Annotated in this window: 13 protein-coding genes; 7 read left to right on the forward strand and 6 right to left on the reverse strand. The window is 57.1% G+C overall.

Annotated elements, in window-relative coordinates; all coding sequences use genetic code 11:
• Window positions 1-41: 41 nt before the first annotated feature.
• The 4 genes from C7964_RS09780 to C7964_RS09795 are packed head-to-tail and all read right to left on the reverse strand — an operon-like array spanning window position 42 to window position 5,793.
• A complete protein-coding gene (locus C7964_RS09780) occupies window positions 42-1,529 on the reverse strand; it encodes a P-loop NTPase family protein (RefSeq protein ID WP_110279504.1) in 1,488 nt (495 codons plus the stop codon).
• Complete coding sequence (locus C7964_RS09785) at window positions 1,529-2,584, reverse strand: PP2C family protein-serine/threonine phosphatase (RefSeq protein WP_110279505.1); 1,056 nt, start codon at window positions 2,582-2,584, stop codon at window positions 1,529-1,531. Before C7964_RS09785 ends, C7964_RS09780 begins: the two co-directional genes overlap by 1 nt.
• On the reverse strand, window positions 2,568-3,443 hold the full coding sequence (locus tag C7964_RS09790; RefSeq protein WP_110279506.1) for an FHA domain-containing protein: 876 nt from the start codon (window positions 3,441-3,443) through the stop codon (window positions 2,568-2,570). The genes C7964_RS09785 and C7964_RS09790 overlap by 17 nt, the downstream gene beginning before the upstream one ends.
• Window positions 3,444-3,501: 58 nt before the next feature.
• Entirely contained in the window at window positions 3,502-5,793 is a 2,292-nt protein-coding gene (locus tag C7964_RS09795; protein ID WP_110279507.1) for a serine/threonine-protein kinase, read from the reverse strand.
• 462 nt (window positions 5,794-6,255) lie between these two features.
• On the opposite strand from C7964_RS09795, the gene C7964_RS09800 reads away from it, so the two are divergent.
• The 7 genes from C7964_RS09800 to uvrC all read left to right on the forward strand — a co-directional run bounded on the left by C7964_RS09800 (window position 6,256) and on the right by uvrC (window position 12,922).
• Complete coding sequence (locus tag C7964_RS09800) at window positions 6,256-7,227, forward strand: type I glyceraldehyde-3-phosphate dehydrogenase (protein ID WP_110279508.1); 972 nt, start codon at window positions 6,256-6,258, stop codon at window positions 7,225-7,227.
• An 87-nt stretch (window positions 7,228-7,314) separates the two neighbouring features.
• Window positions 7,315-8,241 (forward strand): ABC transporter ATP-binding protein, encoded by a 927-nt coding sequence (locus C7964_RS09805; protein ID WP_110279509.1) that lies wholly within the window; start codon window positions 7,315-7,317, stop codon window positions 8,239-8,241.
• Window positions 8,238-8,999, forward strand: a complete 762-nt coding sequence (locus C7964_RS09810; RefSeq protein ID WP_110279510.1) for an ABC transporter permease — start codon at window positions 8,238-8,240, stop codon at window positions 8,997-8,999. The genes C7964_RS09805 and C7964_RS09810 overlap by 4 nt, the downstream gene beginning before the upstream one ends.
• A gap of 38 nt (window positions 9,000-9,037) precedes the next feature.
• A complete protein-coding gene (locus tag C7964_RS09815; RefSeq protein ID WP_110279511.1) occupies window positions 9,038-9,832 on the forward strand; it encodes a S49 family peptidase in 795 nt (264 codons plus the stop codon).
• Window positions 9,829-9,996, forward strand: a complete 168-nt coding sequence (locus C7964_RS19955) for a hypothetical protein (protein WP_181417152.1) — start codon at window positions 9,829-9,831, stop codon at window positions 9,994-9,996. Before C7964_RS09815 ends, C7964_RS19955 begins: the two co-directional genes overlap by 4 nt.
• Entirely contained in the window at window positions 9,993-10,769 is a 777-nt protein-coding gene (locus C7964_RS09820) for an SDR family oxidoreductase (RefSeq protein WP_110279512.1), read from the forward strand. Before C7964_RS19955 ends, C7964_RS09820 begins: the two co-directional genes overlap by 4 nt.
• Before the next feature lie 284 nt (window positions 10,770-11,053).
• Entirely contained in the window at window positions 11,054-12,922 is a 1,869-nt protein-coding gene (uvrC, locus tag C7964_RS09825) for an excinuclease ABC subunit UvrC (RefSeq protein WP_110279513.1), read from the forward strand.
• Here uvrC and C7964_RS09830 read toward each other — a convergent pair.
• Complete coding sequence (locus C7964_RS09830; protein WP_110279514.1) at window positions 12,919-13,479, reverse strand: antibiotic biosynthesis monooxygenase family protein; 561 nt, start codon at window positions 13,477-13,479, stop codon at window positions 12,919-12,921. The genes uvrC and C7964_RS09830 overlap by 4 nt on opposite strands.
• A 7-nt stretch (window positions 13,480-13,486) precedes the next feature.
• The gene (locus C7964_RS09835; protein WP_110279515.1) at window positions 13,487-13,732 is read right to left on the reverse strand and encodes a MoaD/ThiS family protein; all 246 of its coding nucleotides are present in this window, start codon (window positions 13,730-13,732) and stop codon (window positions 13,487-13,489) included.
• Window positions 13,733-13,736: the final 4 nt, after the last annotated feature.

Consider the following 13,736-nt stretch of genomic DNA (forward strand, 5'->3'; position numbering starts at 1 on the left):
TATGGCGCTTAGCTTAAAAATTTCACAAGCGACAACGTGGGTTACGCAGCCAAGTCAGCCTGCAGTTCTCGTTTAATCTGTAGCATGAGGCTGACGGCTTCAAGGGCTGCGCTGCCTTGTTTTTCCATCTGCATCAATTGCACCATGTCTGCGGCGTCAAAAGCGGTATCGCGGGTGCGTTGCAATGAAGTATCTGCGGCATCACCGTTTTCGTTCAGATAATCACACAGCCACTGTATATGATCCACAGCCATTGCCATGACCTCGGCAGGGCCATCTTCACCTTGTTTCTCAAGCACGGATGCAAGCTCTGCACCGTGCTCTTCAAGGTAGGCGATAACATGCTCATAGGCGTCGCGTGTGGCAGCCTGCAGCGGTTCCGCGGCAACCGCGGCTGGTTCCTCCGCTTCAGCCTTTGCCTGCGGTTCTGGTGCAGGCGTCTTCGCAGGTTTCGCCGCTTCCTCGAACGCGAGGTCCCGGGACACATTCTTGCGGGCGGCGATCTCGCGCAGGCGCGAAATGGCGTCGCGTGTCGCGGGCTTTGTTTCAGCAGGGCTAGCTGCCGGTTTCGGCGCCTCTGCTTGTGCATTCTCGGGAGCAGCAACAGGCGCGGCAGGACCTTTGGCGACCACCGGTTCTGGTGTTGGCGCAGGCTCTGGCGGTGTGCTTACCTCTGGCGCAACAGGGGCATCCTTTAAGGGGGCCAACAGATCGGCATACTGATGCAGCAGAACATCAGCCTGATCCACCGCAGACTGACGGCCGCGCTCGACCTGTTTGAGAACCGCCGAGATCAGCGCGGATCCGCCGCTCTCGCGCATGACGTCCTTGTCGACAGTGCCATCTGCAAGCCGCGCTGAAAGTGCCTGGTTCGTGGCAATCGCCAGAACCGCATTGAATTCATCCCCTGCAGCCGCAGAGATTGCGCCGACTGCGGCCTCATAAAGCCCTTGCGCCTTTAGAAAATCGGCATGGGTGACCATGCAGAACGCGTGATCCTTGATCAGGTCAGGCATGGTGGCCCAAATGCGTTGCTCAGGTTCGGTGAAACCGCGTGTGCACCAAAGTGCGACGTCCGTGCGCTTGGAGGCCCACTGCGATGCACGGTGCACGGCGTTCGTGTCATTAGGGGCGACGACTTCGAGAACCGAAATCTTGTTCAGGGCCGGCAGAGGCATCTGCATTTCCACAAAGACCGGGGACAGGCCTGCGATCATATCGGAATCGACGGCATTGAACTCTTCTTTGGACCCGTCAGCCAGGGTGCAGACCGATTTTTCACTTTCGCCATAAACCAGTTGCATCGTTGGCAAATGCACCCCCTCAGGGATGACATCTGCGCCCACAAGCAAATTCAGCAATCTCGATTTTCCGGATTCAGGCATGCCGAGGATGGCCAGACGTACCGGCTTTTGCAGGCGCTCAAGCAGCAGTTCCGCTTTTTCATGGTCAGAATCAGGAAGCAGGCCACTTAGCACGGCCTGCTTCAATTCTGTTTGGACCCGGTTTCCCAGTGATTGATTCGACATTACTTGCCTCCGGCGGCTATCTTAGCCGGCGGCTCAGCCGCATCAACCTCCTGTGTCAAATCGGTTTCATCATTCAGCTCGACCTTTTTGAGGGGTCTGACTTCCTTGATCACTGTTGGCGCGCTATTTGCAGCGACTTCCTTCGGCTTTTTCGTCTTTGCCGCAACCTTTTCAATGTCGTCCAATTCAACAACACGTGTGACAGTCGAGGTCTGATGATCGACATGGCCAACAGGCTTGGCGCGGATTGCGCGGATGACAGGCTTGTTGTGGTTCAGTTTGATCACCGAGAACGTGCAGTTGTCCTGATCGGGGTCAGCCAGCGCCTCGATTGCCTCCAGCAGATAGCCCGCAATCTCGGCCGCCTTCTTGCGGCGATAGCGGTGCAGGATTTTCTGGATCTTTGCATCTTCCAGATACTGCAGACCGTCGCTTGAGACGACAACGATATCACCGACCTGCAATTCGAAAGGCGTTTTCGGGCAATCCGATTTCGTCACGCGATCACCCAATATCACCGACGTCAGACAGTTCCTGTCAGGATGGTTCTTGCCGGCTTCTTCATCCAGCAAACCTTGCTGGACCATAAAGTCGATCTGCGGCGCCATCGAATGATCTTCATTCAGCTGCTTCATCGTGCCATTGCGATAATGGTACAACGGGCTGTCGCCAATCGACATCCAGTACATCCGGTTCTCGACCAGAACGACAGAAACAAGTGTCGCCCCCATGCCGCGTGTTTCGGGATGTGCCTGCACATGTTCACGGACATAGCCGTTGGCGTTCGCCGCAGCTTCGGTCAGGAAGCGTGGAATTTCACCTTCGAAATCGGCAAAATTCGCGCTTTCAAACTTGAGCTCGCTAAAGACTTCGGTGACGACAATCTTGCTGGCAACATCACCGGCCGCATGGCCGCCCATGCCGTCGGCAAGCACAACCACACCACTATCCGCCCCGAAAGGGAAATCAGTGACGATTGCGTCTTCTTGATAGTCACGCCCGCCCTGACAGATCGCAGATGCGACGTCAAAACGTGGTTCAGGCGATCGCCACATCTTCGTCCTCCTCGGTCGCACCATCCGACCAGTTGAAAGATTTGTCGCAAAGCGCAACAAACCGCAGCACAGTCTCGCCGATACGGATGACGTCGCCGGTTTTCAGCGTTTCGTTGCTGATCAAAGGCTTGTCGTTCAGGCGTACAATATTTGACTTGCCGCCATGCCCAAGCAAAAATTCCTTGGTGTCGGGGTCATAAACAATTGCGGCGTGGTTCGAACGCGAGATCGAGTTGTCACCAAAATCGAGCTGGATCGCCTGGTCCTCGCCACGGCCGATCTGTGACATACCCGCCATGAGAGAGAAGCTTTCGCCACGTCCCGGTCCTTCGGCAACAACAATCCAGCCAACAGGGAAGCGCACGCTCTTGGTGGGTGCCGCCTTTTGGGCGTCGTTGAACAGGTCAACAACATCACCATCGGATTTGTCAAAGCCAATCAGGCGTGTCTTTGTGCGACGCGACCGCGCGGGTGACCGTGCTGCCGCTGCAGAAGCGACTGCCTGCTCTGCAACAGGTGCCGCAACGGGACGCACCGGTGCAATCGGTGCTGTCGGTTCCGGAAGGGCGGTTGATGTCCCGTCATCCTCTAGATCCCAGATATTCACTGCCGCAGGTGCTGCAGGTGCAGCGGGTGCTGTTGGCGCTGCCGGTGCCTGCTCTGCGCTGACAACCCGCACATCGGTTGCGGCGTTCGTCTGAAGGGGAGTAGCGACTGCAGGTTTGCTCAAAGGCGCAGCCTCGTCCACTATTGATCCGATCGTATCACGATAGGATTGCTCCAGAGATTCCACGGAACTCGCGCGCCGCGTATTTGTATCGCTGCGTTTCTTTCCAAGTAGATCACGAATGAATTTCATCTTGCTACCCTCCAATTTACTGATGTCGGGCGGTCCTGCTGGACCGCTGTGACATATTTTACTCTGCCGCGCCGGATACCGTGTGCGAAGCCACCCAAAGGCCGCCATCGCGCTGCACTGCGAAACTGAATTGTTCCGTTCCGTCCGCGAGCTCACGCTCAAAAATGTTCATAATCGAGTCGCGTTGATCAATCGTTTCACCTGTCGAAATATAAGAGGTGATCACATCGCCTACTTCCAGACCGCCCTGTTCGACTTGATCAAGCGCCACGACTGTTGTGGTCCAGCCAGTGCCAGAGAACGCTGTCTGGAACGCCGTCCCATCGACCAATGTGACATTCTGTACGACCGGAACAACCCAGTTATACTGGACGAAATCGCCGGTTGATGGCTTGATTGTGTTGAAAGCGACCGGAATTGTCGGTGCGACTTCGCCGTCACCGATTTGCTGACGCAGCGCTTCTGGAATATCAGAAATTGCATCGATACCAATGCCATTCACAGCCACGATCACAAGGCCAGGCTCAACCCAGACGGGCGAGATCGGTCCGGCTTCGGCTACAATATTCGATTGCTCGCCGGCAGCGGTGAAAGGCAGTTGCACAGTCCAGGACCCGGTGACAGGGGCGGCTGCAGGTGGCAGTTCATTTCCGGGTGTTACTGCCGAGATCTCGACTGCTGGTCCTGCACCGACGCTTTCGACATTTTCAGGTGTGGTTGGCAGCGCAACCGGCGCAATTTCGGATGCTTCTACCGGACGGTTTGCAGTGGTCAAAACGTCACCGGAAACAGGCTGATCAGCCGCAGGCTGCGGTGTCGCAACTGGCTCCGGCAGCGGCTCAGGCTCAGGCAAAGCCGCGATTTCGACGCTCTCGGGCCGTGCAGCCGGACGCACCGTTGGTGTCGGCGCTACGGCCGCGACAGGTGGTTCGATGACAGCAGGCGGGACAATGGCGGTCTCTTCTGGCGCTGGCTCTTGTGTGATTGCAGGGGTCTGTTCTGCGGCAACTGACGCGGCCAGTTCCTCGGCAACAGAAGGTGCAGGGGCCTCTTCGCGTGGCGCAAGAAAGGCTGGCACGTCGGCCACGACAGGATCTGCGGCTGCTTCTGGGGTAGCCGCTGGTGCTGGTGCTGGTGCCGGTGTGAAGACTGGCTCGGCAGGTGCTTCAGCAACAACCGTTGCTTCAACTGCAGCAGGCGCTGCGGCTGCGACAGGTTCTTGCGCTGCAACCGGGGCATCCTCGCCGCCGGTCATTGTCATAACGCCGACACCAACCAGCAGGGCGACTGCAGCCGCAGAGCCCAGCAAAACTGGCATGTTGGATTTCTTCGCTGGTGCAGCGGCAACGGGGGCGCTTTTTGCAGACTTTTGTGGCTCGGCTGCAACTGCCGCACCAACTTTAAGGGGCGTTACATTGCTTTGCCCGCCTTCCATGATCTCCATCCACTCCTTAGCGGACTGGACGCGGTCCTTTGGAAGGACCGCAAGCGCTTTGTCGATCGCCGCAAGGAAAGACGGTTCATACTCGCTAAAACGACCTGCAAGCGGCTCATAGGGGTCTGTTTCGCCGGACGCGATAGCGGCCAGGCGGGCCTGTGAGTTTGGTGGTACATCGCCGTTGATAAGGTGGTAGAACGACGCACCCAAGGCATAGAGGTCGCTGCTCGGGCTTTGTTCGGAACCTGCGATGTAGAATTCTTGCGGAGAGTAGCCATCTTTCACGACACGCAAGGCCGACAGCACGCGGCTTTGCTTTGTTGCTTCCTCGCGGGCGGCACCAAAGTCGATCAGGACAGGATGGAAATCCTTATTAATCAGGATGTTGTCGGGCGAGATATCGCGGTGAAGGATACCTTGGTCATGGATGAACCCAACCGCGCCCAACACTTCTTTCAGGATCGACTTGATCTGTGTCGCGTTCAGGCCGTGGTTTGGGTCTTCGATGGTATCAAGAAGATCGCGACCCGTCACAAAGTCCAAAGCCATGTAGGCGGTCTCGTTGTCTTCGAAAACCTGATGCACGCCGACGATGTTCGGATGGTTCAGCTTCGCGAGGCTGCGGGCCTCCTGAACGAAGAGGCGGACAATTGATTTTAACTCGTTCTGGTGAGCGCGCGAACGCGCCTGCACCACGTAGCGGCTGCGACGGCAGAAGGCCCCGGGGAAGCACTCCTTGATAACGACTTTACGATCGAGGCTATCCTTGGCCAAATACGTAATGCCGAAACCGCCAGCATTCAGAAAGCTCTCGATTGTATACTGGCCGTGCATCAGCTTTGTGCCCGGCTTCAGCTCATCAACGAAGCTATCCTTTTCAGTCGTATCTTCTTTCACTTGCGCCTTAGCCATCTGTCTACCCAGCTTTCAAACATCACTCACACGACGGTCATTCGTCTTCGATCATGTTGGTCTCATTCAAATTAGGCCAAAAAGTGACACTAACTTGTTGTTTAGTGGTTCTTAATCTTTTGTACTCTGCACTATTAGATCAGACAGGAGAAACAGTGACCGGCGGGAAATCGCCTATTTGCCTTTGTTTTAACTGAAAACTCAAAGCTTTGAGGTTCCTGCAGCGATCCACTTCAAGATGGGCTTTCGCCAAGGGAGAATACCCGCGTTTTTGGTATTTTGCAGAATGCCTTTGTTGCTCGGCAGGGGTCGAAACGAGGTTTTTTCCTGATTCTGTCCGCGATTGCGGTGGGAATCGGCGCGATTCTCTGATGCCTTTGCATACGTCTTTACGAACAAGCCTCGCTTGTGGTGCCTGCGCGAAAGGTGCAGCATCCGCGATAACATAGTAAGGACGTTCAGATGGTGCGTGTATTCATTAACGGGTTCGGCAGAATTGGCCGGACAATGCTGCGGGCCCATGCGACAGGTGCTTGGCCTGATATTGAGATTGTCGGGATCAACGATATTGCTGATCCCGCTCTCTGCGCGCATCTGTTTGAGTACGACAGCGTTTTCGGGCCCTTTGCGGGCGATGTAACCTATGCGGACGGTGCGCTCGTCGTTGACGAAAAGGCGATCCCTCTCACGCGGACCTCCGACATCTCGACGCTGGATTTGTCGGGCGTCGACATCGTGCTTGAATGTACCGGCAAGGCGGAAAGCCGCGCTGTTGCAGAACGCGGTTTGCACGCAGGCGCGCGGCGTGTGCTGATTTCGGGGCCGTCCTCTGCAGCAGACCTGACCGTGGTCTTGGGGGCGAATGAAGCCAATCTCAATGATCAGCCCATTGTGTCGAATGCCTCTTGCACGACCAACGCGCTGGCCCCTTTGGTGAAACTCATTGATGATACTTGGGGCTTGCGAACCGGCTGGATGACAACGATCCATTGCTATACCGGCAGCCAGCCCAGCATTGATGCGCCACGCGACGACGCACTGCGCAGCCGTGCCGCTGCCTTGTCAATGGTACCGACCACAACCTCGGCCCAGCGGCTTCTGAACGAAGTGCTGCCCGATATTGCGGGCCGGATCGAGGCCGCAGCGGTGCGCGTTCCCGTCGCCTCTGTGTCTGCCGTCGACCTGTCCGTCACGCTGGACAGCCAAATGACCCGCGCAGACGTCCATGCCGTCTTGCGGGCCCAATCCGGCATTATCGGCTGGACTGACAAACCGCTTGTCTCAACCGATCTGCGCGCGCGGCCCGAAAGCCTTGTGGTGTCGCTACCTGAAACCCGCGTTACCCAAGGCGGGCTCTTGCGGGTCTTTGGCTGGTACGACAACGAATGGGGCTTTTCGTGCCGGATGCTGGATGTGGCGACGCGGATGGTGTGATCACTGTGCGTCTGCGCACACCCCGTGGCGCGTTTTTCTTTTGCGCTGGGTGCGCTAGGTAGCAGCGACCAACACAAAGGCACCAATATGTCCGCAATCGTTTCCGTCCAAAATCTGCGCAAAGCCTATGCTGGCGGGTTTGAGGCGCTCAAATCCGTGAACCTCGACATCGAGGAGGGCGAAATCCTCGCTTTGCTTGGTCCCAATGGCGCAGGCAAAACGACGCTGATTTCCACGATCTGCGGGATCACTGTGCCAACCTCGGGCACCGTCACTGTAGGCGGGCATGATACGCAAAAAGCATTCCGTGCCGCGCGTGCCCTCATCGGCCTTGTCCCGCAGGAAATCAATCTTGAGCCCTTTGAAACGGTCATGAATACCGTGCGCTTTTCGCGTGGCCTTTTCGGGAAGCCCCGCAACGATGCCTATCTTGAGGATATCCTCAAGCAACTGTCGCTTTACGACAAGAAGGACAACAAGGTCATGACGCTCTCGGGCGGCATGAAGCGCCGTGTGCTGATCGCCAAGGCGCTGAGCCACGAACCCCGCGTGTTGTTTCTGGATGAACCCACAGCAGGCGTTGATGTGGAACTGCGCAAAGACATGTGGGAGGTTGTGGCGGACCTCAAAGCCTCGGGTGTGACGATCATCCTGACCACCCACTACATCGAAGAGGCCGAAGCGATTGCCGACCGAGTCGGTGTAATCAACAAAGGTGAAATCCTGCTGGTGCAGGACAAGGCCGATCTGATGTCACAGATGGGGCGCAAGCAGTTGAAAATCGAATTGGCTGCGCCTGTTGATCAGGTCCCGGCGGCACTTGCAGACTATCACCTGACCCGCGCCGAGGATGGCCTGTCGCTGCTTTATCACTATGATACCAAAGGCGAGCGTACGGGCATCACCACCCTTCTGGCCGACCTGCAGAAGGCCGGTTTGCAGATGAAAGACCTGCAAACACAACAAAGCAGCCTCGAAGACATCTTCGTCGGCCTCGTAAAGGAAACCACATGAGCCTGAACGCGATTTGGACAATCTACGTCTTTGAAATGCGCCGGTTCTTCCGGACGATCACGCAGAGCTTTATTTCGCCGGTGCTGTCCACCGCACTCTATTTCGTCGTCTTCGGCGCGGCCATTGGCAGCCGCATTGATGAGGTTGAGGGCGTAAGCTACGGCGCATTTATCGTGCCCGGTCTCATCATGCTGTCGGTCATGACCCAGGCGACCACCAACGCCAGTTTCGGCATCTATTTCCCGAAATTCATCGGGACAATCTATGAGCTTCTCTCCGCGCCGATCAGTTTTCTTGAAGTTGTGGCAGGCTATGTGGGTGCTGCTGCGACCAAGGCGCTGTTCATCGGTGTTGTGATTCTTGTGACGTCGTTCTTCTTCGTCGAGATCCAGATTGCGCACCCCTTGGCGATGATAGCCTTCCTTATCCTCACCTGCGTCAGTTTTGCGCTTTTGGGTTTTATCATCGGGATCTGGGCGGGCAATTTCGAGCAACTGCAACTGATCCCGCTGCTAGTGATTACGCCACTGGTTTTCCTTGGCGGGTCTTTCTATTCGATCACGATGTTGCCGCCCGTTTGGCAGACCATCACCCTGTTTAATCCGGTCGTCTATCTGATCAGCGGTTTCCGTTGGTCCTTCTTCGGGCAGGCGGATGTCGGGATCGGTGCCTCGCTCTTTGCCATCGCACTCTTTACTGCAATCTGTCTGATGGTCATCTGGTGGATTTTCCGCACGGGATGGCGGATCAGGCAGTAACCCTTGCGCCCTGCTTGGGAAGGGCTAAGTAAGTTGGCATGAAACGTTTTATTCCATTCATGAAGTCCGAGCCCTTTGTCGCCGTCATCCGGCTGCAGGGCGCGATCGTCAATTCTGGTCGGGGGCTTGATAACCCCGGCCTTGCGCCTGTCATTGAAAAGGCCTTTGGCAAAGGCAAGCCTGCGGCCGTCGCGCTGGAAATCAACTGCCCGGGCGGATCACCTGTGCAGTCTTCCCTGATCGCATCACGCATCCGGCGCCTGGCAGACGAAAAGAAAGTCCCCGTCTTTGCTTTTGTCGAGGATGTGGCGGCCTCCGGTGGCTACTGGCTCGCTTGTGCTGCGGACGAAATTTTTGTCGATCCCTGCTCGATCACCGGATCCATCGGCGTGATCAGCGCAGGTTTCGGTGCGACTGATGCAATCGGAAAAATCGGTATTGAACGCCGCGTACATACCGCCGGCAAATCCAAATCCATGATGGACCCGTTCAAGCCCGAAAAACCCGCTGATGTGAAAAAGCTCAAGGGTTGGCTGGAAGACCTGCACGCGACCTTCATCGACTACGTGAAATCGCGGCGCGGGACCAAGCTGTCGGATAATCCAGATCTCTTCACCGGCGAAGTCTACATTGGCCAGAAAGGTGTTGATGAGGGTTTGGTCGACGGGATCGGCCATCTGGTGCCCGTGATGAAAGAACGCTTTGGCGACAAGGTTACCTTCAAACGCTATGATCAGAAAAAACCGCTCTTTGCCCGCTTTGGCGCGCGGATTGTCGACGATGCGGTCGCAGGCATTGAAGAGCGCGCCGCTTTCGCGAGGTTTGGCCTGTGATCCTGAAAGCGATCTTTATCTTTCTGGCCTTCATGCTGGTGTTGGCGATGTTCGGCAAATGGCGTTTCCCGGGTCAGGCGCGTCTGGCGCAGGCAAAATGCCCGAAATGCCTGCGGTACCGGATTGGTAAAGGCCCGTGTCAGTGCGAGAAGAAGCTGAAATGAGGGCGCTGGTCACAGGCGCCGGGGCGCGTTTGGGTCAGGCGATGGCGCTTTATCTGGGGCAGCGCGGCTTTGATGTGGCCGTGCATTATGCCGGATCAGAGGCCGGTGCGCGCGAAACCGTGGCCGGGCTCGCAGCGCTGGGGCGTCAGGGCGTTGCAGTACAGGCGGACCTCTTGGACGAAGATGCGACGCAGGCGTTGGTCGGTCGCGCGACAGAGGCGCTGGGCGGTCCGCTTACCTGCCTTGTGAACAACGCCTCGATTTTTGAGCATGACAGCGTCACCTCCGCCACCCGCGAAAGCTGGGACAGGCATATTGAATCCAACCTGCGTGCACCCTTCGTGCTGACGCAGCATTTCGCAGCGCAAGTGCCTGAACCCAAGCCTGACGCTGAGGGCGAACCGATTGCCCAGGGCCTTGTGGTCAATATGCTCGATCAACGCATCCATAAACTCACGCCCGAGTTCATGAGCTACACAATCGCCAAGATGGGTCTTTGGGCGATGACGCGTACGACGGCGCAGGCATTGGCCCCCCGCGTGCGGGTCAACGGGATCGGCCCGGGGCCGACATTGCAGGGTCACAGGCAGAGCAAAGAGCACTTCTCGAGGCAGCGCGCCGCGACGATCCTGAAGCGGGGGGCAAACCCTGCAGACATCACTGCCGCCCTTGGATATTTTCTCGATGCGCCTGCTGTGACGGGGCAAATGCTGGCTGTGGACGGGGGGCAGCACCTCGCGTGGGAGACGCCTGACGTGTTGGGTTTGGAATAACACCTACGGAAAGTTGTGCACCGCGCGCGCGCGTCTTCACAAAAACGTCACAAACCGCCTATTTTTCAAGGTGTTAACGAATTTGCAATAAAAATAGTGTTCTTTTTCAATGCCTTGGGAAAGTGCCTATTTTTTGCGCAAATAGCCGAACCCTGCTAAATACAACAGAAATTTCCACCTGCCCAAGAATAACCCACGGAGTTATCCACAGAAACAGTGGATGCCTTTTCACTTGTCCTTGGCGCGTTACCATTGCAGACAGACCAGAATCACAGACCAGACAGATGACAGAGCAGCCAAGCAAGCCAATCCCCACCGGATATGACGTGATCCATGCGTATTTGCGGACGCTGGACAGTTCGCCCGGGGTATACCGGATGCTCGATGCGGACAGCCGTGTGCTCTACGTCGGCAAGGCGCGGAACCTCAAGGCGCGGGTGTCGAATTATTCCCGCCCCGGCAATCACTCGCCCCGCATTACGCGGATGATCCGCGAAACCGCGACGATGATGTTCCTGACGACGCGGACAGAGACCGAAGCCTTGTTGCTTGAGCAGAACCTGATCAAGCAGTTGAAACCGCGCTACAATGTGCTGCTGCGCGATGACAAATCCTTTCCCAATATTCTGGTCACGAAAGACCATGATTTTCCGATGATCAAAAAGCATCGGGGTGCTAAGAACCAGAAAGGGAACTACTACGGTCCCTTTGCGGGTGCCGGTGCAGTGAACCGCACGCTGAACCAGTTGCAGCGTGTGTTCCTTCTGCGGAATTGTTCGGACAGTGATTTTGAAACGCGCACGCGGCCCTGCCTGCAATATCAGATCAAACGCTGCTCTGGTCCGTGTTGTGGCCTGATTTCCGAAGAAGATTACGCCGGTTCGGTCCGCGATGCCGAGAAATTCCTGCAAGGCCGCACCAAAGGTATTCAGGAAACGCTTGCCAAACAGATGCAAGACGCGTCCGAGGCGATGGAATTCGAACGCGCTGCTGCGCTGCGTGACCGGATCAAGGCGCTGACCCAAGTGCAATCTGCCCAAGGTATCAACCCGCAGAACACCGCCGAGGCTGATGTGATCGCGCTCCATACGGACGGCGGACAGGCTTGCGTGCAGGTGTTCTTTGTTCGTGCGAACCAGAACTGGGGCAATCACGATTACTATCCGCGCATCAGCGGGGATGAGGATATGTCCGAGGTGATGGAGGCCTTTGTCGGGCAGTTTTATTCCAACCGCGAACCAGCCCGCCTTTTGATCCTGTCACACGGTCTGGACAACGACGATCTGATGGCCGCCGCCTTGGCCGAGAAAGCCGAACGCAAGGTCGAAATCATAGTGCCCCAGCGCGGCGAAAAGGCGGAGCTGGTGCAAAACGCGCTGCGCAATGCCCGCGAGAGCCTTGCACGCAAGATGTCCGAAACCGCCACGCAAGCGCGTTTGCTAAAAGGCGTGGCTGAGGCCTTTGATCTGGAAAAGGTGCCCCAGCGGATCGAGGTCTACGACAACTCTCATATCCAAGGCGCCCATGCTGTGGGGGCGATGGTCGTGGCGGGGCCGGATGGTTTTGACAAAAACCAGTACCGCAAGTTCAACATCAAGGGCGATAGCCTGACACCGGGCGATGACTTCGGCATGATGAAAGAGGTGCTGACCCGCCGCTTCCAGCGCCTTTTGAAAGAAGACCCCGAACGGACGCAAGGGACGTGGCCTGATCTTTTGCTGATCGACGGCGGGCAGGGGCAGGTCAGTGCTGTGCGCGAGATCATGGATGCGCTGGGCGTCAGCGATATTCCGATGGTGGGCGTGGCGAAGGGCGAAGACCGCGATGCGGGCAAAGAGGAATTCCACCGCACCGGCAAACCGGTCATGGCGCTCCGCCATAATGACCCTGTGCTGTATTTCATCCAACGGATGCGGGACGAGGTGCACCGCTTTGCCATCGGTACCCACCGTGCGAAAAGGTCCAAGGCGATTGGGGCCACGCCGCTGGATGATGTGCCCGGCGTTGGGGCCACCCGCAAACGCGCACTGCTGGCGCATTTCGGGTCGGCCAAGGCTGTCGCGCGTGCGAATCTGGCGGATTTGAAAGCAGTGGACGGTGTGTCAGCAAAACTGGCGCAGACAGTCTATGACTACTTCCATGAGAATGGTTAATTCGGCGCTTGCGTCCGGTCATGCTGCCCGTAGTCGCGGCGGATACTGTAGATTGCAGCCTCTTCCAGACCGGACGTGCCAAGGTGTTGATCCAGCAACGCCTGCGCGGCCGCAGCGCCATCGACTGTAGCCAATGCAATAAACTGGCCCTTGTGGTTGACGCTTTCGAAGCCGCTAAAGGCGGGGTTCGTCACAGGTGCCGTTCCATAAAGTGCGACGACATGTGAGGTATCAGACGCCCCTAAAGGTGTTACCTCGCCACCCGTCCAATGCAAAACCCGCGCGCCCACACGGATACGGTAGTTGGTGAAATGCACCTGCCGCCCTGCGGTTTGCGACCGCCGGTGCGTTGCATCCTGGCGCCAAGCAACAATAGCCTCTTCACTTTCCCAAAGCTGGTGCGAGAGGATCACATCCGCATCAGTCAGAGAGGCGTAACGATCCAGAAACGCGAGGCCGGTATGTTTCGCCAGCACCGGACGCAACAGCGCGACATGTTCAAAATAATGCGCCAGATGCCCGGGTTTCGGGCGCACCTCGAAAAACAGCGCATGCATTTCGCAGTCATCCCCCCACCATATAGGGCATCAAAATCACCTCATTCTCCGGCCCGATCTTCGTGAACCACGCCTCGCGGTAGATCACTCCGTCCAGCGCCAGCGACACCCCCCGTTTGACTTGCGGGGCGAGGCCGGGGTGTTTTTCGACCAAGGCGTCCAGCAACTCCTTGAAATTGCTGGCCTCCACCTCGACCCATTCTTCTCCATCGGCGAAGGCGCGCAGCGATCCCCAGAGTTTGACGCGGACCATCGCC

Origin of the sequence: Loktanella sp. PT4BL, from assembly GCF_003201935.1 — a bacterium.
Lineage (GTDB): Bacteria > Pseudomonadota > Alphaproteobacteria > Rhodobacterales > Rhodobacteraceae > Yoonia.

Coding starts and splice junctions, on each gene's coding strand:
- C7964_RS09780 (WP_110279504.1), bottom strand. CDS start 1,529: ATGTCGAATCAATCACTGGGAAACCGGGTCCAAACAGAATTGAAGCAG.
- C7964_RS09800 (WP_110279508.1), top strand. CDS start 6,256: ATGGTGCGTGTATTCATTAACGGGTTCGGCAGAATTGGCCGGACAATG.
- C7964_RS09820 (WP_110279512.1), top strand. CDS start 9,993: ATGAGGGCGCTGGTCACAGGCGCCGGGGCGCGTTTGGGTCAGGCGATG.
- C7964_RS09810 (WP_110279510.1), top strand. CDS start 8,238: ATGAGCCTGAACGCGATTTGGACAATCTACGTCTTTGAAATGCGCCGG.
- C7964_RS09830 (WP_110279514.1), bottom strand. CDS start 13,479: ATGCATGCGCTGTTTTTCGAGGTGCGCCCGAAACCCGGGCATCTGGCG.
- C7964_RS09805 (WP_110279509.1), top strand. CDS start 7,315: ATGTCCGCAATCGTTTCCGTCCAAAATCTGCGCAAAGCCTATGCTGGC.
- C7964_RS09835 (WP_110279515.1), bottom strand. CDS start 13,732: ATGGTCCGCGTCAAACTCTGGGGATCGCTGCGCGCCTTCGCCGATGGA.
- C7964_RS09815 (WP_110279511.1), top strand. CDS start 9,038: ATGAAACGTTTTATTCCATTCATGAAGTCCGAGCCCTTTGTCGCCGTC.
- C7964_RS09790 (WP_110279506.1), bottom strand. CDS start 3,443: ATGAAATTCATTCGTGATCTACTTGGAAAGAAACGCAGCGATACAAAT.
- uvrC (WP_110279513.1), top strand. CDS start 11,054: ATGACAGAGCAGCCAAGCAAGCCAATCCCCACCGGATATGACGTGATC.
- C7964_RS09795 (WP_110279507.1), bottom strand. CDS start 5,793: ATGGCTAAGGCGCAAGTGAAAGAAGATACGACTGAAAAGGATAGCTTC.
- C7964_RS09785 (WP_110279505.1), bottom strand. CDS start 2,584: ATGTGGCGATCGCCTGAACCACGTTTTGACGTCGCATCTGCGATCTGT.